This window comes from Acidovorax sp. JG5, assembly GCF_017939685.1.
In the GTDB taxonomy this organism is placed as follows: domain Bacteria; phylum Pseudomonadota; class Gammaproteobacteria; order Burkholderiales; family Burkholderiaceae_C; genus Acidovorax.
In genome coordinates, this window is the sequence record NZ_JAGKSE010000001.1 from 222,673 (window position 1) to 247,906 (window position 25,234).

28 protein-coding genes and 3 pseudogenes are annotated in these 25,234 nt (G+C 64.7%); 8 read left to right on the plus strand and 23 right to left on the minus strand.

Going from position 1 to position 25,234, the window contains the following annotated elements:
- Positions 1–142 precede the first annotated feature (142 nt).
- Positions 143–1,540 (plus strand): Fic family protein, encoded by a 1,398-nt coding sequence (locus J8G26_RS00970; RefSeq protein ID WP_210567594.1) that lies wholly within the window; start codon positions 143–145, stop codon positions 1,538–1,540.
- A gap of 47 nt (positions 1,541–1,587) precedes the next feature.
- Here the strand turns inward: J8G26_RS00970 and J8G26_RS00975 are convergent, their stop codons facing one another.
- The 15 genes and pseudogenes from J8G26_RS00975 to sucC form a co-directional block, all read right to left on the minus strand.
- Positions 1,588–1,989 carry a type II toxin-antitoxin system VapC family toxin gene (locus J8G26_RS00975; RefSeq protein ID WP_210567595.1) on the minus strand — a complete coding sequence of 134 codons (402 nt, stop codon included), beginning with the start codon at positions 1,987–1,989 and terminating at the stop codon, positions 1,588–1,590.
- Positions 1,986–2,219, minus strand: coding sequence for a type II toxin-antitoxin system VapB family antitoxin (vapB, locus tag J8G26_RS00980; protein ID WP_087748046.1), 234 nt, complete (start codon positions 2,217–2,219; stop codon positions 1,986–1,988). The genes J8G26_RS00975 and vapB (J8G26_RS00980) overlap by 4 nt, the downstream gene beginning before the upstream one ends.
- Before the next feature lie 93 nt (positions 2,220–2,312).
- Positions 2,313–2,549: pseudogene (locus tag J8G26_RS00985) on the minus strand (nucleotidyl transferase AbiEii/AbiGii toxin family protein); the annotation flags it as partial.
- A complete protein-coding gene (locus J8G26_RS00990) occupies positions 2,546–3,166 on the minus strand; it encodes a type IV toxin-antitoxin system AbiEi family antitoxin domain-containing protein (RefSeq protein WP_210567596.1) in 621 nt (206 codons plus the stop codon). The gene J8G26_RS00990 and the pseudogene J8G26_RS00985, both read right to left, overlap by 4 nt.
- 187 nt (positions 3,167–3,353) lie before the next feature.
- On the minus strand, positions 3,354–3,620 hold the full coding sequence (locus J8G26_RS00995) for a BrnA antitoxin family protein (RefSeq protein ID WP_087748048.1): 267 nt from the start codon (positions 3,618–3,620) through the stop codon (positions 3,354–3,356).
- Entirely contained in the window at positions 3,604–3,903 is a 300-nt protein-coding gene (locus J8G26_RS01000; protein ID WP_087748049.1) for a BrnT family toxin, read from the minus strand. The genes J8G26_RS00995 and J8G26_RS01000 overlap by 17 nt, the downstream gene beginning before the upstream one ends.
- Before the next feature lie 328 nt (positions 3,904–4,231).
- The gene (gene vapC, locus J8G26_RS01005) at positions 4,232–4,642 is read right to left on the minus strand and encodes a tRNA(fMet)-specific endonuclease VapC (protein WP_210567597.1); all 411 of its coding nucleotides are present in this window, start codon (positions 4,640–4,642) and stop codon (positions 4,232–4,234) included.
- Positions 4,642–4,875 carry a type II toxin-antitoxin system VapB family antitoxin gene (vapB, locus tag J8G26_RS01010; RefSeq protein ID WP_087748051.1) on the minus strand — a complete coding sequence of 78 codons (234 nt, stop codon included), beginning with the start codon at positions 4,873–4,875 and terminating at the stop codon, positions 4,642–4,644. Before vapB (J8G26_RS01010) ends, vapC begins: the two co-directional genes overlap by 1 nt.
- Positions 4,876–4,944: 69 nt before the next feature.
- Entirely contained in the window at positions 4,945–5,736 is a 792-nt protein-coding gene (locus tag J8G26_RS01015) for a 3',5'-cyclic-nucleotide phosphodiesterase (RefSeq protein WP_210567598.1), read from the minus strand.
- Between the two features lie 98 nt (positions 5,737–5,834).
- The gene (locus J8G26_RS01020) at positions 5,835–6,494 is read right to left on the minus strand and encodes an FHA domain-containing protein (protein ID WP_210567599.1); all 660 of its coding nucleotides are present in this window, start codon (positions 6,492–6,494) and stop codon (positions 5,835–5,837) included.
- 43 nt (positions 6,495–6,537) lie between these two features.
- A complete protein-coding gene (locus J8G26_RS01025) occupies positions 6,538–7,326 on the minus strand; it encodes a Stp1/IreP family PP2C-type Ser/Thr phosphatase (RefSeq protein ID WP_210567600.1) in 789 nt (262 codons plus the stop codon).
- A gap of 340 nt (positions 7,327–7,666) precedes the next feature.
- Entirely contained in the window at positions 7,667–7,795 is a 129-nt protein-coding gene (locus J8G26_RS19515; protein ID WP_282598114.1) for a hypothetical protein, read from the minus strand.
- Positions 7,769–7,957 (minus strand): annotated as a pseudogene (locus J8G26_RS01030) (TerC family protein); the annotation flags it as partial. The pseudogene J8G26_RS01030 and the gene J8G26_RS19515, both read right to left, overlap by 27 nt.
- A gap of 134 nt (positions 7,958–8,091) precedes the next feature.
- Positions 8,092–8,988 carry a succinate--CoA ligase subunit alpha gene (gene sucD / locus J8G26_RS01035; protein WP_087748055.1) on the minus strand — a complete coding sequence of 299 codons (897 nt, stop codon included), beginning with the start codon at positions 8,986–8,988 and terminating at the stop codon, positions 8,092–8,094.
- A 19-nt stretch (positions 8,989–9,007) separates the two neighbouring features.
- Complete coding sequence (gene sucC / locus J8G26_RS01040; RefSeq protein WP_210567601.1) at positions 9,008–10,168, minus strand: ADP-forming succinate--CoA ligase subunit beta; 1,161 nt, start codon at positions 10,166–10,168, stop codon at positions 9,008–9,010.
- 172 nt (positions 10,169–10,340) lie between these two features.
- Between sucC and argC the strand changes: the two genes are divergently transcribed.
- Positions 10,341–11,273, plus strand: a complete 933-nt coding sequence (argC, locus tag J8G26_RS01045) for an N-acetyl-gamma-glutamyl-phosphate reductase (RefSeq protein ID WP_210567602.1) — start codon at positions 10,341–10,343, stop codon at positions 11,271–11,273.
- A gap of 152 nt (positions 11,274–11,425) precedes the next feature.
- Positions 11,426–12,169, plus strand: a complete 744-nt coding sequence (locus J8G26_RS01050; protein ID WP_210567603.1) for an SOS response-associated peptidase family protein — start codon at positions 11,426–11,428, stop codon at positions 12,167–12,169.
- Between the two features lie 27 nt (positions 12,170–12,196).
- Here J8G26_RS01050 and J8G26_RS01055 read toward each other — a convergent pair whose 3' ends face one another.
- From J8G26_RS01055 to J8G26_RS01090, 8 genes are all read right to left on the minus strand, one after another.
- Complete coding sequence (locus tag J8G26_RS01055) at positions 12,197–13,456, minus strand: branched-chain amino acid ABC transporter substrate-binding protein (RefSeq protein ID WP_210567604.1); 1,260 nt, start codon at positions 13,454–13,456, stop codon at positions 12,197–12,199.
- 67 nt (positions 13,457–13,523) lie between these two features.
- Positions 13,524–15,158, minus strand: coding sequence for a long-chain-fatty-acid--CoA ligase (locus tag J8G26_RS01060; protein ID WP_210567605.1), 1,635 nt, complete (start codon positions 15,156–15,158; stop codon positions 13,524–13,526).
- 217 nt (positions 15,159–15,375) lie between these two features.
- Entirely contained in the window at positions 15,376–16,863 is a 1,488-nt protein-coding gene (gene ubiD, locus J8G26_RS01065) for a 4-hydroxy-3-polyprenylbenzoate decarboxylase (RefSeq protein WP_210567606.1), read from the minus strand.
- Between the two features lie 66 nt (positions 16,864–16,929).
- Positions 16,930–17,526, minus strand: a complete 597-nt coding sequence (locus tag J8G26_RS01070; protein ID WP_210567607.1) for a UbiX family flavin prenyltransferase — start codon at positions 17,524–17,526, stop codon at positions 16,930–16,932.
- Positions 17,519–17,929: a putative zinc-binding protein gene (locus J8G26_RS01075; RefSeq protein ID WP_087748062.1), complete on the minus strand. Its 411-nt coding sequence runs from the start codon at positions 17,927–17,929 to the stop codon at positions 17,519–17,521. The genes J8G26_RS01070 and J8G26_RS01075 overlap by 8 nt, the downstream gene beginning before the upstream one ends.
- Positions 17,926–18,441: an SCP2 sterol-binding domain-containing protein gene (locus J8G26_RS01080; RefSeq protein WP_210567608.1), complete on the minus strand. Its 516-nt coding sequence runs from the start codon at positions 18,439–18,441 to the stop codon at positions 17,926–17,928. Before J8G26_RS01080 ends, J8G26_RS01075 begins: the two co-directional genes overlap by 4 nt.
- Positions 18,442–18,486: 45 nt before the next feature.
- Positions 18,487–19,410 carry a U32 family peptidase gene (locus J8G26_RS01085; RefSeq protein WP_210567609.1) on the minus strand — a complete coding sequence of 308 codons (924 nt, stop codon included), beginning with the start codon at positions 19,408–19,410 and terminating at the stop codon, positions 18,487–18,489.
- Positions 19,411–19,430: 20 nt separating this feature from the next.
- Complete coding sequence (locus J8G26_RS01090; protein WP_210567610.1) at positions 19,431–20,474, minus strand: peptidase U32 family protein; 1,044 nt, start codon at positions 20,472–20,474, stop codon at positions 19,431–19,433.
- A 277-nt stretch (positions 20,475–20,751) separates the two neighbouring features.
- Here J8G26_RS01090 and J8G26_RS01095 point away from each other — a divergent pair.
- From J8G26_RS01095 to J8G26_RS01115, 5 genes and pseudogenes are all read left to right on the plus strand, one after another.
- Positions 20,752–21,142 (plus strand): annotated as a pseudogene (locus J8G26_RS01095) (MFS transporter); the annotation flags it as partial.
- 147 nt (positions 21,143–21,289) lie between these two features.
- Positions 21,290–22,210 (plus strand): TauD/TfdA family dioxygenase, encoded by a 921-nt coding sequence (locus J8G26_RS01100; RefSeq protein WP_210567611.1) that lies wholly within the window; start codon positions 21,290–21,292, stop codon positions 22,208–22,210.
- An 84-nt stretch (positions 22,211–22,294) separates the two neighbouring features.
- On the plus strand, positions 22,295–23,350 hold the full coding sequence (locus J8G26_RS01105; RefSeq protein ID WP_210567612.1) for an ABC transporter substrate-binding protein: 1,056 nt from the start codon (positions 22,295–22,297) through the stop codon (positions 23,348–23,350).
- An 8-nt stretch (positions 23,351–23,358) separates the two neighbouring features.
- On the plus strand, positions 23,359–24,321 hold the full coding sequence (locus J8G26_RS01110) for an ABC transporter ATP-binding protein (RefSeq protein ID WP_246881182.1): 963 nt from the start codon (positions 23,359–23,361) through the stop codon (positions 24,319–24,321).
- On the plus strand, positions 24,318–25,229 hold the full coding sequence (locus tag J8G26_RS01115) for an ABC transporter permease (RefSeq protein ID WP_210567613.1): 912 nt from the start codon (positions 24,318–24,320) through the stop codon (positions 25,227–25,229). Before J8G26_RS01110 ends, J8G26_RS01115 begins: the two co-directional genes overlap by 4 nt.
- The last annotated feature ends 5 nt before the right edge of the window (positions 25,230–25,234 follow it).

The window sequence follows — 25,234 nt, forward strand, 5'->3', positions numbered from 1 at the left end:
GTCGATGGGACAGCGCTTGCCGGGGCTGAGTTGCGCCAGGGCGCGCGGTACAGAAAACGATGGGCGCCCACCTAGAACGCACCTTGGATGAACCCATGGCGCGGCCCATGCCGCCACCTCACAATTGCGCCACAATCGCGCCATGGCACCCAAAATCGCGCCACTTACAGACCATGCAAAGCCGGCTGATCTGCTGCGCAGCATTCAGAATGCCCCGGCCGGGTTGACGCTGGCGCAGTTGCTGGAGCGCCACCCCAGCGTGGCGCGCCGCACGGCACAGCGCTGGCTTGGCCAGTGGGCGGCCGATGGCAGCATCGTGGCGCAAGGCGCTGCGCGTGCGCGGCACTATCGCGCCGCAGCCATGCAAGGCGTGCCAGGCTTGGGCCCACATCCACGCTCAGGCCCAGACGGCTTCCCGGCCGCCATCCCGCTGTCGGCTGACAGCCTGGATGTTTTGGCTTACGTTGACCAGCCCCTGCAGGCGCGCAAGCCGGTGGGCTATCAGCGCGATTTTCTGCAGGCTTATCAGCCCAACCTGACTTGGTATCTGCCAGCACCACTGCGCCGCCAGTTACACCAGATGGGCCAAACCGCCGATGCACACGCGCCTGCGGGCACTTACAGCCGTGCTATCTTGAATCGGCTGTTGATTGATTTGTCTTGGGCGTCTAGCCAACTGGAGGGCAACACGTATTCACGCCTGGATACGCGGGCGCTGATTGAGCATGGACAGGTGGCCGCTGGCAAGGCGGGCATCGAGACGCAGATGATCTTGAACCACAAATCGGCCATCGAGCTGCTGGTAGAGAACGCTGGCACTGCGCGCCTGGACCGCTACACGCTGATGAATTTGCATGCGGCACTGGCAGAAAACCTGCTGCCCAACCCGGCTGACGAGGGGCGTTTGCGCCAGCATGTGGTGGAGATTGGGCAAAGCGTGTTTCGCCCGCTGTCGGTGCCGCAGCAGCTCGATGAGGCGCTGAACGAACTGCTGGACAAGGCGGGGCAAATCAGCGACCCGTTTGAGCAGTCTTTTTTCATGCTGGTGCATGTGCCTTATCTGCAGCCTTTTGCGGACATCAACAAGCGCACCTCACGCCTGGCGGCCAACCTGCCGCTGTTTCGCGCCAATCTGTGCCCGCTCACTTTTGTGGATGTGCCCGAGCAGGCTTACAGCCGCGCCATTTTGGGCGTGTATGAGTTAACCCGGGTCGAGTTGCTGCGCGACGTGTTTGTCTGGGCCTATGAGCGCTCTACCCAGGAGTATCTGGCCATCAAGCAAGACTTGGCCGAGCCAGACCCGACCCGGCTGGCCTACCGGGGTCTGATCAAGCAAACCATCCATGCGGTGGTGACGCACCTGGGCGGCGACGCACTGGCCCTCATCGCGCAAGCCGTGGCCGCGCACGTGCCAGAAACCGAGCGGCCCGCAGTGCACGCGCTCATCGTGGAAGAACTGCGCCGCCTGCATGAAGGTGTGCTGGCGCGTTATGGGCTGCGGCCGTCGGAGTTTGCGGCGTGGCAGGCGGGTAAGGGTTAAACCTATGGATCCGGCCCTGTGAAGTTTGACCCGCTCGCCCTGGGGGGCTATGACTGCTGCACCCAGTTTTCCAGCCGCAGGCCGGGCACCCGCTCGAACTCGCGTGTGTTGTGCGTGACCAGGGGCGCGTCCAGGCTGAGTGCGTGGGCGGCGATCATGGTGTCTAGGGCACCGATGGGTTGGCCTTGGCGCTCCAGGTTGGCGCGCAAGTCGCCATAAGCCCAGACCGCGTTGGTGTCGAAGGGCAGTATTTCCAGCGGCGCCAAAAACATCTCCAGTGCGGCCCTGTTGCGCGCCGAGCCGCTTTTGGCCACGCCGTAGGCCAGCTCTGCCGCCACCACGCTGGACAGGCCCACGTCGCCCAGGCGGTATTGGCGAAACCGCGCCAGCACTTCGGGTGGCCTGGCGTTGATGATGTAGATGCAAATGTTGGTGTCCAGCAGAATCATGCGCAAATCTCGGGGCGCACCTGCTGTGGCGGCTGTTCGCGCGCAAGCACAAAGCCGGGCTCGAAAGCCGACAGGGCGGCTTCGAGGGTGTCCCAAGGGTTGTCCAGCGGCAGCAGCAGCACGCCGTTGCCGAAGTGTCGAACCCCGACATCGGTCCCTGTGAAACGAAATTCCTTGGGCAACCGGACCGCTTGGCTGCGACCCGATTGAAAGAGACGGGCGGTTTCCATGGTGTGCCTTTGATCATTGATAATCACCAATGGTAGCTACTCTCTTGTGTTCGCGCAAACAGGGCAAGGCAAATTGGAGTCTGACCCCAATTTCTCCGGGCCAAATCCAAGCAGATCGGCATCGCGCGTTGGCCGATGTGGTTGGTCGTACCACAGTGAAAACAGCAGCGCGCCCTTGAGCAGGTAGTTGGCGGCATGTGGCGAGATGGACAGCCGGTACAGCAGCCGCTCTAACCCGAAGTGGGTGAGCGTGAGGTTGAAGTCTTGCTTCGTGGCATCGGCGCGCTGCTTCAGGCGGGCGCGGATGGAGGCAGCCAGGTTGCGGCTCATGCCACGATGCTTTCCAGATAAGGCCGCATGACATTGGCCACGCGATCCACGGTGGCGTAGCGCCAGAGCGCATCCATCGTCAGCTTGCGTTGTGACCAGCCATCGCGCAGCGCTTCCAGCGCCACGTCCAGGCCGATTTTGTTGCGGTATTTGAAGCAGTCGGCCACTGTTTTGGCCGCGTTGTACACGGGCACCTGCACGCCATCAATCGTGACCGTTTCGATGCCTTCGGTCAAAGCCGCCCCCGACATGCGCACCACGCGCAGCGCCGGTTGGTCCAGGCGGGGCGTGGGCGAATGGTGGGGGATGGCAGTCCAGACCTCGTGCGGTGCCTGCGTGCCGATGCCGTGGACACGCAGCGCCGACAGCAGGCACACCACGCCACGCGGCACACGCAGGGCGACCTCGGCCAGAGACCGGTGCTCGCTGAGCACGCGCCCCGGCAGGCTGTAAACGCCGCGGGCGACACGCTCGAGCTTGCCGACGGAGACCAGGCGGCTGAGAACCACTGTCGGAAGGCCCTGCCCAGCGAGATCGCGCGCACGCATGAGCGGCTGGCGCTCAGCAAGCGCCAGGACGGCTTGTTCGAGCGTGGTGGATTCCGAGCTGGGTGCCATGCGGGATTTTGTTGTAATTATTAGTCATTTGTCAACAAATGACTTGATAATGGAAACCCAAAAAAATTGGGGTCAGGTTAATTGGGGTCAGATTCCAATTTTGCTGGGGCAGGTTTTTTAAGAATGCGGCCCACCCGACCCGCGCCCAGAACTGCATTGAGCCTACAAGCCCGCGCAGCCAGCGCACTCAATGGCTGTGCAGCTTTTCTTGTAGCCAGACTTTGATGAGCGACTGGTAGGGCACGTCGCGCGCGTTGGCCGCCACTTTGAGTGAGTCCAGCAGGTGCTGGGGCAGCCGCAGAGAGATGGTCTTGGTGGTGGGCTTCAAGTTCGGCAGGGTGACTTTTGTGGCCTTCGACCAATCGAGATGCTCGGTCGAGCTGTGCGTTTCCCAATAGGCACGCTCTTCGGCCTCGTTGGCGAATGTGGGAATGGCTTTAGTGGGCTTGTTCATAAATGGCTCGCTCCTTTCGGTGCATGTCCCGCGCTGAAATGACACGGATCAATGCGCCTGACTGGCGCAGGGTGAACGTGATGTGCAAAGCCCGCCCGTCGTCTGTCTTGCCCAGCGCATGAAGGCGAAGCTCTGTCTGACTGTGGTTCGTGTCCTCCACAAGTAACAACGGAGCGTTGAAAAATACTTGCTCAGCTTCTGCCATGGAAACACCGTGTTTGTCGTTCTTGCGGGCGTTACCGTCATCCCAGTTGAATCCGGTGATGGTGCTGAAATCAATCATATTTGTATATTATCATCATATCAATTTCTTTAAAAATCGAAGAAATTGGGGTCAGACCCCCAAAGAAATTGGGGTCAGACCCCCATAGCAGACCATGCAAAGCCGGCTGATCTGCTGCGCTGCATTCAGAATGCCCCGGCCGGGTTAACGCTGGCGCAGTTGCTGGAGCGCCACCCCAGCGTGGCGCGCCGCACGGCACAGCGCTGGCTTGGCCAGTGGGTGGCCGATGGCAGCATCGTGGCGCAAGGCTCTGCGCGTGCGCGGCACCAGAAATTGGGGTCAGACCCCCATAGCACCCTCTGACTTGCCGTGGTGCATGCGATGGGGGTCACTTGTTCGTGCCGACCCAGTTTTCCACTTGCAGGGCGGGCACCCTGGCGAACTCGCCCACGTTGTGGGTCACCATGACGAGCCCTTCGCTGCGCGCATGGGCCGCTATGTGCAGGTCGTTCACTCCCATGGGCTGGCCGATTTTTTCCAGCCCGGCGCGGATGGCGCCATAGTGCTGGGCCGCCTTGCTGCCGTAGGGCAGCACTTCAAGGCGGCTGCAAAAGTCTTCGATGACCGCCAGGTTTTCGCTGACCTTGCTGCTTTTTTCGGCGCCGTGCATGAGCTCCGACAAGGTGATGGCCGATATGGCCATGCGGCCGGCGTTGGCGTTAAAGATCGGCATGACCTCGACGGGGCGGCGCTTCACAACGTAGATGACGATGTTGGTGTCGAGCAGGTAGCGCAGCATCAGAGCGATTCCCGCTCTGCCTGGTGCTGGCTGGCGCGCTCTGGCATGAAGTCGTCGCTCACTGCAGGGCCGTTCAGAAAGAAGCTGTCCCATGTCTGCCCCACGGGGGAAATGATGCGCTCGTTGCCTTTGGCCCGCACTTCGACTTTGCGCACGCCGTCGGGCAGGCGCAGGTCGATGGGGATGCGGACGGCTTGCGTGCGGTTGTTGATGAAGACGGTGCTGATGGTCATGGCCGCGCTCCTGGGCAAGGGTATATGGCGAAAGTATATGGCAACGGGTTGCCGTGCCACAGCTGTGCCCTACACCTCAAACGCTTGCCCCGCCTGCAGCCACGAAATGTCATGTGGCGCCGCGTTGCCGGGGTGCGTGAGGGCGTCGAAGCGGCGCACTTCTTGCACGATCAATTGCGTCTCGGACGGCTTGGTGTGCGTGATGTAGATGGGGCATTGTTTGCCGGGCGCGAGCTGCGCCAGCTCTTGCGCCAGGGTGTGGGGTGCCAGGTGCAGGCTGCGCTGCGCCAGGGCGCTTTCGTGGTTGCTGAAGGCGGTTTCTATGACCAGCATGGCCAGGGGCAGCTGGTTGATGCGTTGCCAGAAGGCGGGGTTGGGGCCGGTGTCGCCGCTGAACACCCACCAGCCGGTGTGGCCTTGCACGGCGTAGCCCACGGCGGGCACGGTGTGGATGGCGGGCAGCACTTCGATGTGCAGGCCTGCTATCTGCAGCACTTGCCCGGTTTGTAGTGCTGTGTAGGCCAGCAAGGGCGCTGCAGCGCTGGGTATGCCACTGAAATCAGGCCAGATGATGTTGTTGAATATGTGGGACTGCAGCGCGGCGATGGTGGCGGGCAGGGCGTGCACCTGCACCGGCGTGCTGCGCAGGGAGGACACGGCATCGAGCATCAGGGGCAGGGCTGCCACATGGTCCAGGTGCGAGTGGGTGAGCAGCACATGGTCGATCTGGCGCATTTCTGCCAGGGTGAGGTCGCCCACGCCGGTGCCTGCGTCGATGAGAATGCGCCCATCCACCAGAAACGAGGTGGTGCGGCAGCCCTGGGCAATGGCGCCGGAGCAGCCCAACACGCGAACCTTCATGCCAGCCTTGCTCGAAGTTGAATCAGAACGGTCTGTTTTGTCGGCACCCAAAAGCCACCCCCGGGGCGCTGCTGGCAATGCAGCAACCCACAGAGTTATCAGATTTGTTCGAATTGCATGTCGGTGCCTGCCAGGGTGATGCGGTCACCATGTTTGAGGGGCACGGAGGCGCCCACCATGGGGGCGCCGTTAATCAAAGGCATGTTGGCCCCTTCGACGTGGGCCAGCACATGGCCCTGGTGGCGCTTGGTGATGGCGGCCACGGCCACGCCGGGCTTGCCAATGGTGGTAACCACTTTCCGCAAGGCCACCTCGCGCCCGGCGGCCGCGCCCGACAGCACGCGAATGCGCGCCGAATAGGGGGCGACCCCCGATGGGGTTGGTGCAGGGGCGGGGCGGGGCGCCGCCGCCGCAAGCGAGGACGCCATGCTGGGCCTGAAGGCCGTGGTTTTTTCGAAGTTTTCGCTCTCGGCTGCTTGAAGGAAGCGGATCTTGTATTTGCCCAGTTCAATGACGTCGCCGTTGCGCAGCTCCTGGCGCTTGATGGCCTTGGCGTTGACATAGGTGCCATTGGTGCTGCCCAGGTCTTCGATTTCGACCTCGTCTTCGGTCATGTGGATGACGGCGTGCTCTCCGCTGACGGCAAGGTTGTCAATGACGATGTCGTTGTAGGGGCGTCGGCCCAGCGTGGTTCGGTCCTTGGTCAACTCGACCTCTTTGATGACAACGCTGTCGATCGAAACGATCAATCTGGGCATGATCCACTCCTAAGATGTTGAGTTGTTGTATGCGTGAACGGCATCATGCAGTCCTGACCCATCGGGACATGAAGCCACGTTTCTTGCCGCGCGCTGTGGTTTGCACCAGTAGCACGCTGATGTTGTCGCGCCCGCCCTGGGCATTGGCGGTGTCGATGAGCAAAGTGGCTTTGTCTTGCAGCGGCACGGATGCGCGCAGTATTTCGGCAAGGTCGGCATCGGACACCATGTCGGTCAGGCCGTCCGAGCACATGAGGAACAAATCGTGCGGGGCCACCTGGAACTCGTTCACTTCCATTTGCACATGCGGCTCCACCCCCAGCGCACGCGTGACCAGATTGCGGTTGCCGGACGCGGCGGCTTGCTGGGGGGTGAGAAAGCCTGCGTCCACCTGTTCCTGTAGCCAGGAATGGTCGCGCGTGATTTGCTGCAACACGCCATCGCGCAGGCGATAACAACGCGAATCGCCGACGTGGCCCAAAATGAGCCGGTCGCCCCGAAATACGCCCACCACCAGCGTGGTGCCCATGCCGGCGTACTGGGGGTTGGAAAGGGATGCGCCCAAAACGGCGTGGTTTGCGTTTTCCACGCAGATTTCGAGCGCCTTTCGAACGTCGACAACTTGCGCAGCCTTGCCCATTTGAGTGAGCCAACGCGCCATTTCCGAACGAATGAAGGTGGTGGCCATGGCACTGGCGACTTCGCCAGCGTTGTAGCCGCCCATGCCGTCCGCCAGTATGGCCAGTTGCGCATCGCGGTCAAAGGCCACCGCATCTTCGTTGTTGCTGCGCACCCGTCCACGGTCGGTGCGGGCGAAAAATTCGTAGGTCATGGAGGTTGCCGCGTGCGTCGTCAGGCAGCCGAAGACTGTGAAAGCGCCGAATTCCGGACAGCGGGAGGTTTCATCACGGTTACCAGGAAATCTGCCATGTCAGGCCCATTGCATTGCGCCCCGCATCATAGACGAGCGCATGGGGTTTGCAGCGCTAGCGCCATGGGGGTGGTGACCAGCCCTGGTGTCATGGATTGGGAAGCGCTTGCATGGTCAAAAAACTCTCAGTCTTGCTGTTTCGACTGGGAGTCAGGCAGCAATTTCTGCGCCCGCATCATGATGCGCCCCGGCCAAAGCCAATAGCCTTGGCTCGCCGGGCCTGGCGCTCAATCGCGCCCTTTTACTGACGATCCTGGCGGCAGGTCGTCATGGACATGTCATTTTTGTCACTGTCCAGGCTGTCCACGCTACGTCGCACCTGCGGCCAGAACTTGCCGATGCCCACCGTCAACGCTATGCGCAGCACCACGGCTGCGCCGGAACCCCAGAAAACGGCCTTGCGTTGCTGGTGCGGCGGCAGGGAGCGCGCGGCCAGTGCAATGACGACCGCGATGTCGCCAGAAAGAACGATGTTGATCCAGACGATCTTGACGAGACCGATCCAAAAATCGGCACTGCGCAGAAATTCAATGACGTAACTCCATTGTCATGAATGCAAGAAGCGCCCGAAACCAGGGTTTCGGGCGCTTCTGTTTTTTTGAGACGCCAATCTATCGGGCGGCGGCGCCCGGGTCGTCCGTAATTCTGCTTACGGCAGCGACTGAATTACTTCAGCTGGGCCTTGAGCAGCTTGCCCAGTTCCGAGGGGTTGCGCGTGATGACGAAGCCCGACTCTTCCATGATGGCGAGCTTGGCATCGGCCGTATCGGCACCGCCGGAGATCAGCGCGCCTGCGTGGCCCATGCGCTTGCCGGCCGGAGCCGTCACGCCCGCGATGAAGCCGACGATGGGCTTCTTCATGTTGGCCTTGCACCACTGCGCTGCTTCGGCTTCGTCGGGGCCGCCGATTTCGCCAATCATGATGACGGCATCGGTGTCGGGGTCGTCATTGAAGGCCTTCATCACGTCGATGTGCTTCAAGCCATTGATGGGGTCGCCACCAATGCCCACGGCGGTGGATTGGCCCAGGCCCACTTCGGTCAGCATGGCCACGGCTTCGTACGTCAGCGTGCCCGAGCGGCTCACCACGCCGATGCGGCCCTTGCGGTGGATGTGGCCGGGCATGATGCCGATCTTGATTTCGTCGGGCGTGATGATGCCGGGGCAGTTGGGGCCCAGCAGCAGCGTCTTCTTGCCGCCGGCGGCTTCCTTGGCCTTCATCTTGTTGCGCACCATGAGCATGTCGCGCACTGGAATGCCTTCGGTGATGCAGATTGCCATGTCCAGGTCGGCCTCGACGGCTTCCCAGATGGCGGCAGCGGCGCCTGCGGGCGGCACGTAGATCACCGACACGGTGGCGCCGGTTTGCGCGGCGGCTTCCTTGACGGAGGCGTAGATCGGGATGTTGAAGATCGACTCGCCGGCCTTCTTGGGGTTCACGCCGGCCACGAAGGCGTTCTTGCCGTTCGCGTATTCCTGGCACTTTTCGGTGTGGAACTGGCCAGTCTTGCCCGTGATGCCCTGGGTGATGACCTTGGTGTCTTTGTTGATGTAGATCGACATGGGTATTTCTCCGGGCTTCTTACTTCACTGCTGCCACAATTTTTGTAGCGGCTTCGGCCATGGTGTCTGCGGCAATTATGGGCAGGCCGGACTCGGCCAGCAGCTTCTTGCCCAGCTCTTCGTTCGTGCCCTTCATGCGCACCACCAGCGGCACCGACAGGTTCACGGCCTTGCAGGCGGTGATCACGCCGGTGGCGATGGTGTCGCACTTCATGATGCCGCCGAAGATGTTGACCAGAATGCCTTCCACCTTGGGGTTGCTCAGCATGATCTTGAAGGCTTCGGTGACCTTCTCGGCGGTGGCGCCACCGCCCACGTCGAGGAAGTTGGCCGGCTCGCCGCCAAACAGCTTGATGGTGTCCATGGTGGCCATGGCCAGGCCGGCGCCGTTGACCAGGCAGCCGATGTTGCCATCCAGGCTGATGTAGGCCAGGTCGAACTTGCTGGCTTCCACTTCGGCCGGGTCTTCTTCATCGAGGTCGCGCAGGGCCACGATTTCGGGGTGGCGGAACAGCGCATTGGGGTCGAAGTTGAACTTCGAGTCCAGGGCCATCAAGTTGCCCTTGGAGTCGCAGTTCAGTGGGTTGATTTCCACCAGCGACGCGTCGGTTTCCATGTAGCACTTGTAGATCTTGGCGAAGATGTCTACGGCCTGGTCGATGGAAGCGCCGGTCAGGCCAATGGCTGCGGCAACTTTCTTGCTTTGCTCGGCGGTGATGCCGGTCATCGGGTCGATCATCTCGGTGACGATCTTCTCGGGCGTGGAGTGGGCCACTTCCTCGATGTCCATGCCGCCCTCAGACGAAGCGATCAGGGCCACCTTTTGCGTCGCGCGGTCGGTGACCAGCGATACATACAGCTCGTTCTTGATGTCGGCGCCGTCTTCGATGTACAGGCGGCGCACCTTCTGGCCTTCGGGGCCGGTCTGGTGGGTCTTGAGCTGCATGCCCAGGATTTCGCCCGCAATGCGCTTGACGTCGTCAATGGTCTTGGCAACCTTCACGCCGCCGCCCTTGCCGCGCCCACCGGCGTGGATCTGGGCCTTGACAACCCACACGGGGCCGCCGAGTTTCTGGGCTGCTTCAACGGCTTCTTGCACCGTGAACGCGGGAATGCCACGCGGAACGGGCACACCAAAATTGCGCAAGATTTCCTTGCCTTGGTATTCGTGAATCTTCATGAGGTCTCTCTCAGGGAAGGATGGTATTTACCCGTTTACCATGAACAACAATTGTCTGGACGCGGGCTGGGAACATGGCAGCGGGCGACTGTATCATGCTGCACCGCACCAACCCTTGTGCCCAGCTTACAAGGTCGCCCACAGCACATTCACCCCTTGCAGGAGCATTCACATGTCCAGAATCTTTATCGATGGCGAAGCCGGCACCACGGGCCTGCAAATCCGTGAACGCCTGCAGGCCATGCCGCAGATCGAACTGGTCAGCATTGCCCCCGAGCTGCGCAAGGACCCTGCCGCCAAGCGCGAACTGATTGCGGGCGTGGACCTGGTGGTGCTGTGCCTGCACGACGACGCCGCGCGCGAGACCGTGGCCATGGTCGATGACATCGAAAAAAACACCGGCCGCCAGGTGAAGGTGATCGACGCCAGCACCGCGCACCGCACGGCACCGGGCTGGGTGTTTGGTTTCCCCGAGCTGGCCGCCGGTCAGGCGCAGGCCGTGCGCGAGGCGCTGCGCGTCTCCAACCCCGGCTGCTACGCCACCGGCGCGATTGCCCTGCTGCGCCCGCTGGTCGATGCGGGCCTGGTGCCTGAAGACTTTCCGCTGGCGCTGCCTTCGGTCAGTGGCTATTCGGGCGGCGGCCGCACCATGATCGAGGCTTATGAGCAGGGCCAGGCCGCACCGTTCGAGCTGTACGCGCTGGGCCTGTCGCACAAGCACCTGCCCGAGATCCTGAAATACACCGGGCTCACGCGCCGGCCCATCTTCGTACCGGCCGTCGGCAACTTCCGCCAGGGCATGCTGGTGCAGTTGCCCCTGCACCTGGATCTGCTGCCGGGCCAGCCCAAGGCGGCCGACCTGCACGACGCGCTGGCCGCGCACTACGCCCAGAGCAACACGCCCGCGCAGTGGGTGAGCGTGCTGCCACCCACCGAAGATGGCAAGTTGGAGCCCACCGCGCTCAACGACACCAACAAGCTGGAGTTGCGCGTGTTCGCCAACGAAACCTACCGCCACGCCGTGCTGGTGGCGCGCCTGGATAACCTGGGCAAGGGCGCCAGCGGTGCTGCGGTGCAAAACCTGCAATTGATGCTGGGTTTGTAAGCGGGCACGCACTGCGATAGCGGGATGTGACGCAGCCGGTTGGCTGGCCAGGCCACTGATTTGCTCTGCATTTGATAGCTTGTAGCGCTTATCAATAAAGCGCTTGATGCCCTTTTCGCTGCGAAACTCCCCCACGCAGGTACCATGGCCCGATGAGTACCCATTACGAAACCCTGCAGCAAGCCGATACCTACCGCGAGGCGTTTGCGGTAGAGCCCCCAGCAGCGCTGGGCGAGCGCCACCTGTGGCCGCGCAAGCCAGGCTTTTTCATCGTGCATGCAGCGACGGCGGCGGCCCTGTCGCAACCGCCAGGGGCCGCGCCCGAGGCCGCGCCGCCATCCACCGACAACGCTGCGCCCGCACGCGTGCTGGTGCCAGCGCAGTGGGGCCTGGTGCCGCACTGGGTCAAGTCGGCGTCCGACGCCAAGCTGCGCGCGCCCAAGCTGGTCAATGCCAAGTCCGACACCGCCTCGACCGGCACGGCGTTTCGCGATGCCTGGCTGAAGGGCCAGCGCTGCATCGTGCCCATGGCCGCGTTTTATGAAGACGACCTGCGCAGCGGCAAGGCCGTGCCCACCCGCGTTGCGCGCGTGGACGGCAAGCCCATGGGCGTGGCAGGCCTGTGGGCACGCTGGCAAGGCGCGGATGGCGAGGTGATCATCAGCTACTGCCTGCTCACCGTGAACGCCAACAACCACGCGCTGCTGCACCGCTACGGCCAGCCGGGCAGCGAGAAAAGCATGCCCGCCATCCTGAACGAAGGCGCCTACGACGCCTGGCTCACGGCCCGGCCCGAGAAGGCCAAGGAGTTCATGCGGCAGTACGCGGCGCAGTGGCTCACAGCCAACCCGGTGGAGAAGAAAGCGGACAAGGTGCCCAAGGGCTTGCTGGGCTGACGCTGCACCTACCGCCCAGGGGCGCGCTCAGGAAGGCCGCCTCATCTGGCAAGAAGTGGGCTGGGCGCTAACGTAAGAGTCCCAGACCACTTCGGAGCGGAAGCCGTAACCGGTTTTCTCGGCGTCGTACTTCACACCCTTGCTGCCCTGCTTGGCCCAGATGCCCAGGTAAAGCGGGGCTTCGAGCTGGTGGTCGGTCTTGCGCATGCGCACCTCGCCCATGGGGCTCTTGTAGGTCATGCCTTCCAGGGCGAGCGCGACCTTCTTGGCGTCGGTGGACTGCGCCTTGCGCATGGCCTCGCGCAGCATGTGCACGCTGTTCCAGTGGGCGGCAAACACAAAGTCGTCGCCCGTCTTTTTCTTGTAGTCCACGTAGATCTTTTCCAGCTCGGGAGTAGGGGCGTTGTGCACCCAGTTCCAGATCACCCCCACCTTGTCCTCACCCCAGGGGCCAATTTGCGCGGGCGTGCCAGGGTTATTGGCGTTGAGCGTGAAGTAGTTGATGTTCAGGCCGTAGTCGCGGGACGACTTGAACAACAGCGTCAGGTCGCTGCCCCAGTTGGACGTGATGACCGTATCGGCCTTGGCAGCGGCCATCTTCGCCACGTACGAGGCAAAGTCGCGCGTCTGCGCAATGGGGATGAAGTCTTCACCCACGATCTCGATGTCGGGCCGCTTGCGGGCCAGGTACTCCTTGGCGGCCTTGGAGACCTGGCGGCCGTGGGTGTAGTCCTGGTTGATCAGGTACACGCGCTTCACATCCTTGCGGCCTTGCAGATAGGTGGTCAGCGCCTCCATCTTCATCTCGCTCGATGGATAGAAGCGGAAGTGCCAGAAGCTGCAGCGCTCGTTGGTGAGCTGCGGGTCCATGGCGGCGTAGTTGAGGTACACGGTGGCGCGCTCCGGGTCGCGCTCGGCGAGCTTGTTGAGCGCATCGACCAGCGCCAGCGCCACGCCCGATCCGCCCCCCTGGGTGATGTAGCGCACACCCCGGTCGGTGGCGGCCTTGAGCGCGTTCAAGCTCTCCTGCGGCGTGCCCTTGTTGTCAAAGTCCACCACCTCGAACCGTGGCTCGTTGGGCCCCGCCTTGGCGTTGACCTGCGCCACCACCTCGCGCAGCTGGTTGAGCGAGCGTTGGCCGGTGAGCGCAAAGGGGCCGGACAGCAGGTCGATGAAGCCGATCTTCACCGTCTCGGCCGCGCCGGCGTGCGCCGCGATCACCAGCGCTGCGGCGCAGGCGCCGGCCTTGAGCCATTGGTGAGGCCATTTCCTGGGAACCATGTTCATGTGTGTCTCCGTGGGGTGGGTGAGTGGGAAAGAAAGGAAAGCCGACAGCCGTCAACGCGTGGCTGTGTCACTCGCCGCCGAACACCGAGCCATGGCGTTGCCGCAGCTCGTTTTTCTGGACCTTGCCGGTGCCGCCCAGCGGCAGGCTGTCCACAAACAGCACGTCGTCGGGCAGCCACCACTTGGCGACACGCTGCGCGAGAAAGTCCAGGATCTGCGCTTTGTCCACCGGCTGGCCCGGCTTGCGCACGATGAAGAGCAGAGGGCGTTCGTCCCACCGGGGGTGCTTGACGCCGATGACGGCCGCCATGGCCACTGCGGGGTGGGCCACGGCGGCGTTCTCCAGGTCGATGGAGCTGATCCACTCACCGCCGGACTTGATCACGTCCTTGGTGCGGTCGCGGATCTGCACCACGCCTTGCGGATTGATGGTGGCGATGTCGCCCGTGGGGAACCAGCCATCGGCCAGCGCCGAGCGCTCGGCCTTGTGGTACCGGTCCACAATCCATTGGCCGCGCACCATCAGCTCGCCCTGTGCAACGCCGTCACGTGGAAGGCTGGCGCCGTTTTCGTCCACCAGCTTGAGTTCGATGCCGAACACCGACTTGCCCTGCTTGGCGATCAGCGCGTGGCGGTCCTCGGGCGGCAGCTCGGCATCACCCGCGCCCAGCGTGCTCATGGTGGCAATGGCCGTGGTCTCGGTCATGCCCCAGCCGTGGCGCACGTCCACGCCAAACTGGTCGTTGAACTTGGCGATCAGCGCCTTGGGCATGGCCGAGCCGCCCACGCCCGTGCGCCGCATGGTGCTAAAGCGCAGCTGGTGCTGTTCCACATGCTGGATCAGGCCCATCCAAATGGTGGGCACACCCGCGCTGACGGTGACGCGCTCGGTTTCCATCAGCTCGTACAGGCTGGCGGCGTCCAGGCGCGGGCCGGGCAGCACCAGCTTGGCGCCGCCAATCAGGGCTGCATAGGGCAGGCACCACGCGTTGATGTGGAACATGGGCACCACGGGCAGGATGGTCTCCTGCGCGCTGATGCTGAGCACGCCCGGCATGCAGGCCGACAGGGCGCTGAGCACCAGCGCCCGGTGCGAATACAACACGCCCTTGGGGTTGCCGGTGGTGCCCGACGTGTAGCACAGCGCCGCGCCAGTCTTTTCATCGCATTCGGGCCAGGTGAAGCGGTCGCCCTGGCGGGCCACCAGCGTCTCATAGGCCTCGACTCCGGGCACCCCCTGCAGGTCGATGGCGCCCAGCGCACCGGCATCACACAGGGCCACCCAGTGCCGCACGCGGGGGCACGATGCCGCAATGGCGCGCACCAGCGGCGCAAAGCTGGTGTCGAACAGCACCACCTCGTCGTCGGCGTGGTTGACGATGTAGGCCAGCTGCTCGGGGTGCAGGCGCGGGTTGCAGGTGTGCATGACCATGCCGCTGCCGGACACGGCGTAATACGCCTCCAGGTGGCGGTGGTTGTTCCAGGCCAGCGAGCCCACCACGCTGCCGGGGCGAAGCCCCAGCGCCTGCAGTGCGTTGGCGAGCTGCCGGGCGCGCCGCGCCATGTCGGCAAAGCGGTAGCGGTGCAGGCTGCCATCGGTGTCGCGCGAGACGATCTGCTGGTCGCCGTATTGGTTCTCACCATGCTCGAGGATGGCCGAAACCAGTAACGGCCGGTCCATCATGCTGCCGGGCTGCTGCATTGCTTTTGTCTCCTTGTGGTGTGCGCGGTGCTGCATCGCGGCATCCGTGGGGTGCCGGTGCAGGGCCCTCTATGCCGGGGCTGGCGCATCGTCGCAAACAACGCGGGGCGTGCTTGTCTTCTGCGCGACTGGGGTGAGAGCCGCCCCCGTGGTGCGCCTTGGCCCGCGCAGAATGACCGGAATGCCGCGTTGACGCAGGGCCTACGGCCTTGGCGCGCTAAAAACCGAGCGCTGCGAAGAGCGCGTCCATGCGCGCCTGCACGGCAGCGTCCATGGCCATGGGGCGGCCCCACTCGCGCTGGGTTTCGCCGGGCCACTTGTTCGTGGCATCCATCCCCATCTTGCTGCCCAGGCCGCTCACGGGCGAGGCGAAGTCCAGGTAGTCGATGGGGGTGTGCTCCACCATCATGGTATCGCGCGCCGGGTCCATGCGGGTGGTGATGGCCCAGATCACGTCTTTCCAATTGCGCACGTCCACATCGGCATCCACCACCACGATGAACTTGGTGTACATGAACTGGCGCAAGTGGCTCCACACGCCCATCATCACGCGCCGCGCGTGGCCTGCGTAGGCCTTGCGGATGCTGACCACCGCCATTCGGTAGCTGCAGCCTTCGGGCGGCAGGTAGAAGTCCACGATCTCGGGGAACTGCTTTTGCAGCAGCGGGATGAACAGCTCGTTCATCGCCAGGCCCAGCACGGCGGGCTCGTCGGGCGGCTTGCCGGTGTAGGTGCTGTGGTAGATCGCGTCCCGGCGCTGCGTGATGCGGTCTATGGTGAGCACGGGGAACTCGGCGCATTCATTGTAGTAGCCGGTGTGGTCGCCATACGGCCCTTCCAGCGCGTGCTGCCAGCCGCTCGCGTGGGTGGCATCGGGCTGGATGTGGCCTTCGAGCACGATCTCGGCGGTGGCGGGCACTTGCAGGGGCACGCCCAGTGCCGCCACCACCTCGGTGCGCGCGCCGCGCAGCAGGCCGGCAAACTGGTATTCGCTCAAGGCATCGGGCACGGGCGTGACGGCACCGAGCAGCGTGGCCGGGTCGGCCCCCAGCGCCACGGCCACGGGGTAGGGCTGGCCGGGGTGTGCGGCGCAGTGGTCGGCAAAGTCCAACGCGCCGCCCCGGTGCGCCAGCCAGCGCACGATGACCTGGTTGCGCCCGACCACCTGCTGGCGGTAGATGCCCAGGTTTTGCCGCGCCTTGCGCGGCCCGCGCGTGATGGTCAGGCCCCAGGTGATGAGCGGGGCCACGTCGCCCGGCCAGCAGTGCTGCACGGGCAGGCGGGCCAGATCGACATCGGGGCCTTCCCACACCTCCTGCTGGCAGGGCGCGCCGCGCGCCACGGTGTACGGCGCCATGTTCCACAGGGTCTTGAGCAGCTGGCCCATGCCCAGCATGTCTTTGAAGCCTTTCGGCGCCTCGGGCTCCTTCAGCGTGGCGAGCAAGGTGCCCAGGGCGCGCACGCCGCGCAGGTCGGGCACGCCCATGGCGCGGGCCACGCGGGCTGTCGTGCCAAACAGGTTGGTCAGCACCGGCATGCGGTGGCCCGTGGGCTGGGTGAACAGCAGCGCCGGGCCGCCCGCGCGCAGCACGCGGTCGCTCAGCGCGGTCATCTCCAGGTGGGGCGATACGGGTTCCGCCACGCGGCGCAGCTCGCCCGTGGCTTCGAGCTGGGCCATGAAGTCGCGCAGGTCGCTGTAGGCCATGTCAGGTCCAGAATTTGAATGAAATTGGCCTCTAGCGCTTATCCATCAAGCGCTAGCAGCTATCAATTAAGGAGTATCTGGCGCCAGCCCCTGCCAGCGCGGCGCCAGGTCGTGGGGCACGTCGATGAGGTCGAGCACGCGCGCCACGCTGTAGTCCACCACTTCGCCCACGGTCTGCGGGCGCAGGTAGAAGGCGGGCAGCGGCGGGCAGATGATGCCGCCCATCTCGGTCACGGCCACCATGTTGCGCAGGTGCGTGAGGTGCAGCGGCGACTCGCGCACCATCAGCACCAGACGGCGGCGTTCCTTGAGCGCTACGTCTGCCGCACGCGTGAGCAGGTTGTCGGCCAGACCATGCGCAATGGCGGCCAGCGTGCGCATGGAACACGGCGCCACCACCATCGCGTGGCACTGGAACGAGCCACTCGCAATGGCCGCGCCCACGTTGGCCACATCGTGCACGCGGTGCGCCAGGGCCTCGACGGCGGGGCGGTCCATGTCCAGCTCGTGCTGCAGGTTGCGCCAGCCCACGTCCGAGACAACCAGGTGCGTCTCGATGCCGCTCTGGCCCTGCAGCACCTGCAGCAGGCGCGCGCCATACACGGCGCCGCTGGCGCCCGAGATGGCGACGATGATGCGGCGGGTGTGGGCAACATCAGCCATGCGAGGGTTCCACGGCGACAGAGCGAGCCAAGGGCTGCGCCTGCTGGTCGGCCTCGACCTGCTCCAGCACCAGCGCGGCCTGCACCGGGTCGAAATCTTCGTGCGTGCGCTTTTTCACGCCGTATTGCTGCAACTGGTAATGCCGGTCGGGCGCAATGCCGTGGCGCGCCAGCGTGCTTTTGACGCACACCAGCGGGCAGCCGTCGAGCGCGATGATGGGCCGACCCGAGCGCACGGTTTTCATGAGGTGCGGCACATCGCCGCCCACACCGGCGATGCACGACATCTCGGCCACGCCGCGCCGATCGAGCTGCAGCGCGACATGGTTGGCCAGCTGCGCGGCGCTGGAGCAGCCCGAGCAGGAATAGACGAGGGGGTGGTTCGGATCGGCGGCCATGGTCATCCTCCTGTGGTGTGCGAAGCGGAGTCGATGCGCTGCCGGAGGTGGCCCAGCACCTGGCGCGGTGACAGCAACGGCACCCACTGGCGCGGGTCCAGCACGGGCAGCTCGATGGCATCGAGCGCGTTCTTCACCACCAGGCCCAGCTCGGTATCGCCCTCCATCGACAGGCGGCGGTTGAAAAACAGCGTGTCGGGGTCTTGCTGGCGCTGGGCCAGCAGCAAAAAGTCGTGGGCGGTGGCGCTCAGCGTCAGATCGGCGACCTCAGGGGCAACCAGCGGGGCGCGGGGCGCAAAGCGCTGGCCTGTCCAGGCAAAGTCGAACACCAGGCGCGCATCGCGCACCTGCACGCGCATTTTCTTGTGCAGCATCAGCTGCCCCACATCGGCGGGCAGATGCCGGGCCAGTGCCAGGTTGAGCGCCGTCACCAGCAGCAGCGAGCCGGGGTAGGCGGGCAGGCGCGACAGCAAGGCCCCCACCGGTGAGGGAACCAAAAAATCAGAAGAAGCAGCCATGGTGTGGGGGTGGCACGCGGGCCAGGTAGAAAAGCACGATGTCAATCAGAGGCCGGGTGCGGTGGCACCGGCGTGCCCCTGCTCCAGACCAGGACGGCCGAACCAGTAACCGTTGCAGGGCTGGTCGGGCATGAAAGGCTGCATGCGCAACACAAAGTCTGCGCCGCCAGGCTGCGCCAGGCGCCGAGCTTCATCGAACAGCGCAATGATCTGCGCCATGTGCTGCGACTGCGGGCTCAGCCGCACCAGGTCCACGCCCATGGCGCGCATCGCGGCCAGCTCGTTGGCCAGGTTGTAGACCCGGGCCGATTGCGTCTGCGTGCCGTTGAGCATGAGGAAGTCCTCGCTCTCGCGGGTGCGCAGCGTCAGGCCGTCGGCATGCTCCAGGCAGCTGAAGCGGCAGTCGTCTTTGGGCAGGTTGCAGTGGCGCGCCGTGAAGCAGCGCGCCGAGTAGGCCAGCGGCATGCGCCCGTAGGCGAACACTTCCGTTTCCAGGCCCGCAGGGCGATTCACCAGCATGGCGGCCAGCGCATCCTGCGCCATCTCCAGCGGCATCACCCAGCGGCTGGCGCCCAGCTGCGCCATCCATTGCAGCGAGGGTGCGTTGTACAGGTTGAGGTGCGGGCCCGCCACAAAGGGCCGACTTGTCGGTTGGCCCGACAGGCAGCGCACCGCGCCCATGTCGTTGGCCTCGACGGTGAAGTCCGCGTTGTCAGCGATCTTGTGCAGCACGCTCACGTCCGAGCCCGACTCGATCAGCACCTGCGTGGACAGCACGGCCTGCTTGCCGGCGTCCTGCAGCATGCGGGCGATGTCCAGCCAGTCGGTCAGGCGCAGTTCGTGGCGGCGCGAGCACACCGTCTCGCCCAGATACACGACATCGAGCGGCGTGGCGGCCATGGCCTCGTAGAACGCAAAGATGGTTTCGCGCGGCCAGTAATACAGCAGCGGTCCCAGGGATAGTTTCATGGTGCGGTCTCCGGGGTGCGTCATTTCCAGGGCCGGTGGTAGGCACCCAGCGTGTGCTGCTGGCCTTCTGCCACTTGGTCGAGGCTTGCCATCCAGGTGGTCTTGGGGGCGTAGCGGTGGGGGTTGGCCAGGCACTGGTCCATGGCCTCGCGCCAGACCTGGGTGACTTGCGCCACATAGGCCGGGCTGCGCTGGCGGCCTTCGATCTTGATGGCGCGCACGCCGATCTTGAGCAACTGGGGCAGCAGCTCCAGTGTGTTGAGGCTGGTGGGCTCTTCGATGGCGTAGTAGTTCTCGTCGTCCCCCACGTCGAACCGGCCCTTGCACAGGGTGGGGTAGCCGGCGTTTTCGCCGGGCGCATAGCGGTCGATCAGCACGCCATTCAGGCGCGACTCTCGGCCCTGCGGCGTCTCCTGCCAGCGCACGGCCTTGGGCGGCGAGCACACGCCGTGCGTGTTGGGGGATTCGCCCGTGACGTACGACGACAGCGCGCAGCGCCCCTCGACCATCACGCACAGGCTGCCAAAGCCGAACACCTCGATCTCCACCGCGGTCTTGTCGATGACCTGGCGCACCTGCTCCATCGACAGCACGCGCGGCAGCACGGCCCGCACGATGCCGAACTGCTCGCGGTAGAAGTTGATGGCCTCGTAGTTGGTGGCCGAGCCTTGCACCGACAGGTGCAGGCGCAGCTGGGGATGGCGCTGCGCCGCGTAGTGCATGAGCCCGGGGTCGGCCAGAATGACGGCGTCCACACCCAGATCCACCGCCTTGTCCATGGCGCTGCGCCAGGGTGCGGGGTCGGACGCCTGCGGGTAGGTGTTGAGCGCCATGAAGACTTTGCAGCCGCGCTCATGCGCGTAGCGGATGCCGTTGGCGATAGCCGCCTCGTCAAAGTTCAGTCCGGCAAAGTTGCGCGCGTTGGTGGCGTCGCGCAGACCCAGATAGACGCAGTTGGCACCGTTGTCCACCGCAGCCTTCAGGGCGGGCAGGCTGCCGGCGGGGCAGACCAGTTCAAGGGCAGGCGCCGCAGGGGGCGCCGCAATCGGGTTCAAGGATTCCATCACAAGCAATCAATAGCCGGCTCCGGGCGTGGAGCCACGGCACTGGCGGCACCTTAGCGATGTGGAACCGTGCGGCGGCTGATCTTCGTCAACTGCAGGGCACAATTCCAGACGAATACAGTCGGGCTTTGACGCAGGCCATGCCTTCGGGCCACTGGCATCGCGTTCATGCGCCCCGTCACCCTCTCCCCAACGCCCTACCGCCATGAACAAAAACCTCTGGCTGCTGGCCTTGTGCCAGGGCCTTTTGCTGACCAACAACGTGGTCTTCATCGCCATCAAGCGCTGGTGCGAGCTGCCCATCATGGGGGCGGGCGTGCTGCTGAACCTTGGCCTGCGTGGCCGTCGCGCTGTTGGGGGTGGACTTGCACCACTTCGGCATTGCGCTGTTCATGCTGGGGGTGGGCTGGAATTTTCTGTTCACCGGCAGCACGGCGCTGGCCGTGACGGCCTACCGCCCTGAAGAAAAAGACCGCGCCCAGGCGGCCATCAACTTCTGCGTGTTTGCCACGCTGGCCGTGAGCTCGCTGTTCTCGGGCGTGCTGGTCACCACCCAGGGCTGGACGCTTCTCAAACATGGCCCGCTGGCGCCCATTGCGGTCACCGGCGCGGCCTTGCTGTGGCTGGCATTGCGTCAGCGCCGGGCGCGGGTGGCGTCAACGCCCTAGACCGCCATCGATATTTGTTTTTGTCATTTGCAAGCGCGAAAAACGTGGTTTTCACCGCCGGGCGCCTTCCCTAGACTTCATTCGCACTGACCCGCCCGGGCCGCATCGGCGGCCCCGGTTTGGCGCCGGTGTCGTGAGAAGTCGCCCATGTCTGCTGTTCTGTCCGCTGGTGATGCCGCCACCCCGGTGGCTGCCACCCCCGCATCGCAAACCTTTGAAATCCGCCCCGTCGCCGATGCGGCCGGCCCGCTGGGGGCCGAGGTGCTGGGGCTCGATCTGGCGCAAGCGCTGACCGCCGATGACTTTGCGCGCCTGCACCAGGCGCACCTGCACCACCATGTGTTGGTGTTTCGCAACCAGCGCATCACGCCGCGCCAGCACATCGACTTCAGCCGCCGCTTTGGGCCGCTGCAGATCCATGTACTGAAGAACTTCCAGCTCGCGGGCCACCCCGAGATCCTGGTGGTGTCCAACATCAAGGAAAACGGCCAGCCCATCGGCCTGGGGGATGCGGGCCATTTCTGGCACTCCGACCTGTCGTACAAGGTCGTGCCCAGCCTGGGTTCACTGCTACACGCCCAGGAACTGCCTGCCGTGGGCGGCGACACCCTGTTTGCCGACCAGCACGCGGCCTACGACGCCTTGCCCGAGGCGCTGAAAAAAACCATCGCCCCGTTGCAGGCCGAGCACAGCTACCTGGCCCGCTACGACGAGCTGCGCGCAAAGAGCCCCTGGCGCCCCGCGCTGACACAGGCGCAGATCGATGAGGTCAAGCCTGCCGTGCACCCCGTGGTGCGCACCCACCCCGAAACCGCGCGCAAGGCGCTGTTTGTCAGCGAGCACTTCACCACGCGCATCGTGGGCCTGCCCGAAGACGAAAGCCGCGACCTGCTGGCCCAGCTGTTTGCTGCCAGCGTAAAGCCCGAATTCGTCTATCGCCACCGCTGGCAGCCGCATGACTTGGTGTTCTGGGACAACCGCTCGGTGCAGCACCTGGCCACGGGCACCCCCGACACCGAGCGCCGCAAGCTCTACCGCACCACCATCGAAGGCGATCTGCCTTTCTGAGGCACTTCATTTTTTATAGCTGCTAGCGCTTATCCCATAAGCGCCATAGGCATTTTTTACTTTTATTCCACCGAAAGCCCTGCCATGACCCACCCCACCCGCCGCCTTTTCACCCGCCGCACCTTGGGCCGCAAGACGGCCGCCGTGCTCACTGCTGCGGGCCTGCTCACGGCGGGCCTGGGCTTGTCGGCCCCGGCGCATGCCGCCGAAGGCCAGTTGCGCATTGCCCAGCAGTTCGGCATCGTCTATCTGCTGCTCAACGTGGCGCAGGAACAAAAGCTGATTGAAAAACACGGCAAGGCAGCCGGGGTGGACATCAAGGTGGACTTCCTCAAGCTGTCGGGCGGCTCGGCGGTGAACGATGCGCTGCTGTCGGGCAACATCGACATTGCCGGCGCCGGCGTGGGCCCTCTGTTCACCCTGTGGGACCGCACCAAGGGCAAGCAGAACGTCAAGGGCGTGGCTTCGCTGGGCAATTTCCCCTATTACCTGGTCAGCAACAACCCGGCCGTGAAGACCATTGCCGACTTCACCGACAAGGACCGCATTGCGCTGCCGGCCGTCGGCGTTTCAGTGCAGTCGCGCGTGCTGCAACTGGCCTCGGCCAAGCTTTGGGGCGAGAAGGAATACAACCGCCTCGACAAGCTGCAGGTGGCCGTGCCGCACCCGGACGCCACCGCCGCCATCATCAAGGGCGGCACCGAGATCAACGCCCATTTCGGCAACCCGCCGTTCCAGGACCAGGCCCTGGCCGGCAACCCGAATGCGCACATCGTGCTCAAGTCCCACGACGTGCTGGGCGGCCCCGCCTCGGCCACGGTGCTCTACGCCACCGAAAAATTCCGCGCCGAGAGCCCCAAGACCTACAAGGCCTTTGTCGATGCACTCGACGAGGCGGCCAAGTTCGTCACCGCCAACCCCGAAAAGGCGGCCGACATCTACCTCAAGGTGTCGGGCGGCAACACCGACCGCAAGCTGCTGCTGAACATCATCAAGAACCCCGAGGTGCAGTTCAAGGTGAAACCCGAGAACACGCTGGGCCTGGGTCAGTTCCTGCACCGCGTGGGCGCCATCAAGAACCAGCCCACCGCGCTCAAGGACTACTTTTTTGACGACGCCCTGACCGCGGGCGGCAACTGATCGCCACCATGCCCTGGCCCCACTGGATTCGCCACCGCTCGCGCCAGCAAGGCCTGGTGGGCCTGCCTGCCCGACCCGCGCAAACGCCAGCACCCGCGCCCGGGGCCACGCCCGCGCTGGAGGCACCGCTGCTGCAGGTGGACGGCGTCAGCATCGACTACCGCACCGATGCGCGTGTGGTGCGCGCCACGCACCGCGTCTCGTTCGACGTGCACGCGGGCGACCGCTTCGTGCTGCTGGGCGCCTCGGGCTGCGGCAAGTCCACGCTGCTCAAGGCGGTGGCCGGGTTCATCGCGCCGAGCGAGGGTCGCATCCTGCTCGATGGCCAGGCCGTCACGCGGCCGGGGCCGGATCGCGTGGTCGTGTTCCAGGAGTTCGATCAACTGCCGCCGTGGAAAACGGTGCGCGACAACGTCATGTTCCCGCTGCTGGCCTCGCGGCGCGTGGGCCGGGCCGAGGCGGCCGAGCGCGCGGCGCTTTACATCGACAAGGTGGGCCTCACCCCGTTTGCCGACGTGCACCCGCACCAGCTCTCGGGCGGCATGAAGCAGCGCGTGGCGATTGCCCGCGCGCTGGCCATGCAGCCGCGCGTGCTGCTGATGGACGAGCCCTTTGCCGCCCTCGACGCGCTCACGCGCCGGCGCATGCAGGAAGAGCTGCTGGGCCTGTGGGACGAGTTCCGCTTCACGCTGATCTTTGTCACGCACTCGATTGAAGAGGCGCTGGTGGTGGGCAACCGCATCGCCATCCTCTCGCCGCACCCGGGGCGCCTGCGTGCCGAGATCAACAGCCACCTGTTTGGCCTGCACAGCCTGGGCGGCGTTGAGTTCCAGGCCACGGCGCAGCGCATCCATCGACTGCTGTTCGACGAACCCGGCGCCGTGCCCGGATCGGTTGCCGCCGATGCGGCGCAGATCGCCCAGCGCCCGCCCCCTGCACCGGGCCACCTGCCTTTCCGGATTTCCGTATGAGCACCACCTTCCCATCGCCCGTGCCTTCGCTGGCGCTCCAGCCACCGCTCACCCCGCCCGTGCGCCCCGAAATCGAACGCGGACTGGAGCCGCTGGGCAGCATCGCCCCCGAGCAACCCCTGCCGCTGGCGGCCCGCATCTGGCAGCAGGCCTGGGTGCGCAAGTTTGTCATCCTGGCGGTGCTGGCGGCACTTTGGGAAGTAACCGCCCGCTGGCAGGACAACGACCTGTTGCTGCCCACGTTTGTGCAAACGGCCAAGGCGCTTGTCGAAGGACTGGCCACGGGCGAGCTGCTGCAAAAAGCGGCCATCTCGCTGTCGGTGCTACTCAAGGGCTATTTCGCGGGCATCGTGGGCGCCTTCGTGCTGACGACGCTGGCAGTGTCCACGCAGTTCGGGCGCGACCTGCTGTCCACGCTCACGTCCATGCTCAACCCGCTGCCAGCCATTGCGCTGCTGCCGCTAGCGCTGTTGTGGTTCGGGCTGGGGCAAGGCAGCCTGGTATTCGTGCTGATCCATTCGGTGCTGTGGCCGCTGGCGCTCAACACCTACGCGGGTTTTCAGGCGGTGCCCGAGACGCTGCGCATGGCGGGGCGCAACTACGGCCTCACCGGCATCCGCTATGTGCTGCAGATCCTGGTGCCAGCGGCGCTGCCGTCCATTCTGTCGGGGCTGAAAATCGGCTGGGCCTTTGCCTGGCGCACGCTGATCGCGGCCGAGCTGGTGTTTGGCGCATCGTCGGGCAAAGGGGGCCTGGGCTGGTACATCTTCCAGAACCGCAATGAGCTCTACACCGACAAGGTGTTTGCCGGCCTGGCACTGGTCATCATCATCGGCCTGCTGGTGGAAAGCCTGGGCTTTCACACGCTGGAGCGCCTGACGGTGCGGCGCTGGGGTGTGCAGCGCTGAGGCCC